Source organism: Salinicola sp. (genome assembly GCF_982684285.1).
The window spans coordinates 1-1,209 of record NZ_CEXLVS010000490.1; the positions used below are offsets into that span (position 1 = coordinate 1).

The 1,209-nt window shown below is 39.7% G+C and carries 1 protein-coding gene, 1 pseudogene and 1 riboswitch; of the genes and pseudogenes, one reads left to right on the forward strand and one right to left on the reverse strand.

Translation table 11 applies throughout. The features are described from left to right. A pseudogene (locus AC3AYF_RS21360) lies at positions 1-386 on the reverse strand (hypothetical protein); the annotation flags it as partial. Positions 387-730: 344 nt separating this feature from the next. Beyond that, positions 731-819: riboswitch (cyclic di-GMP riboswitch) on the forward strand. A gap of 17 nt (positions 820-836) precedes the next feature. On the opposite strand from AC3AYF_RS21360, the gene AC3AYF_RS21365 reads away from it, so the two are divergent. After that, on the forward strand, positions 837-1,209 hold a 373-nt coding region (locus AC3AYF_RS21365), incomplete at its 3' end, for a hypothetical protein (RefSeq protein WP_487780476.1).

The window sequence follows — 1,209 nt, forward strand, 5'->3', positions numbered from 1 at the left end:
ATCAGAACTTCTGAATTAGTAACTTTATGAATAAACGTTGAAGCTAGGTATGACTCAACAGCTGCAACGATATGACCATGCAACATAACAAATAAGCTGAATTGAGTTTCGTTACCTGCTTGTACCTCAAGAAGTTCAAAAACACTTTGAATTTGAATGTCAAACTTCCCAATTTGGGATTGAGAGTATATATACCATTCTAGCTCTTCTTGTTGATACCAATATTCTTCCTGTTCATGCTGTTCATGTCGACTATTATAAGCCTGTAAGGCCTCTTTCCACTCTTCTGAACCTTCTTCGCCAACATCACCAAAATTTTCTTCAATCCATTCGAGCATAAACTCATGTTCTTGCTGCTCCATCATCCATGCTTTTACTAAACCCATATATTTACTCCTAGTTTCAATGGCGTTAATTGACAACGAAGTATAGTCAGTGTTCGTTTAAAGTGTCCATTTTCAGAGTGGTACTAGATATGTCTGCTTTGGGTCGAATGCTGACCTTCGAGTAAATCGTCGCTTACGTGCCAGAAGCGGTCATTCGTTTCGTCTACACTCAACGGCTGTTATCAATCATAGAAAGGCTTGTTAGGCATCGTTTAACGATAACGACTAACTGAATGTTGTTATTGATTCGATGACAAACACATAATTAATATTAACATTTAGGCTTTAGTACTTTAGTACAGTTGCTAAGTCACTAAGTCTTTGTTATCGTTTCATTTCGAGAAGAAACCTAATGCCAAACTTGCGTGTAAACCGAGGACGGAAAGTTACAGGCCTAGAATATAAGTATTCGCTAGGCGGCTGAACTGCAAGCATTTAAGGATCTAAATCATGTTAAAAAAATTAGTCATATTACTGCTCGTCACGTTCGGCATGTCGGCATCGTTAAATGCCGCAACGTTGACGTTTGATCCACTTAACTCTACGGTGATCACGGGCATCACTGGCGTGGTGGTCGATGGCGTCACATACGAAGCAGAATTTAAGACAGGTACATACGAGAGCATAGGATTTAGTCTTAATACAAACGCCGTACAGCTGAGAAATGAGTTGCAGCTCGCTTTCTGGTACTATTACCTCTATAAGGGGTCAACCAACGATTACAAAGTTGATTTCACGATAAATGGTTGTTCAAGGACTGATCGTTGTTTAATAACTACGCCAGATAACAATGGGGTGAGCGGCGACCCAAATAGATACTTGG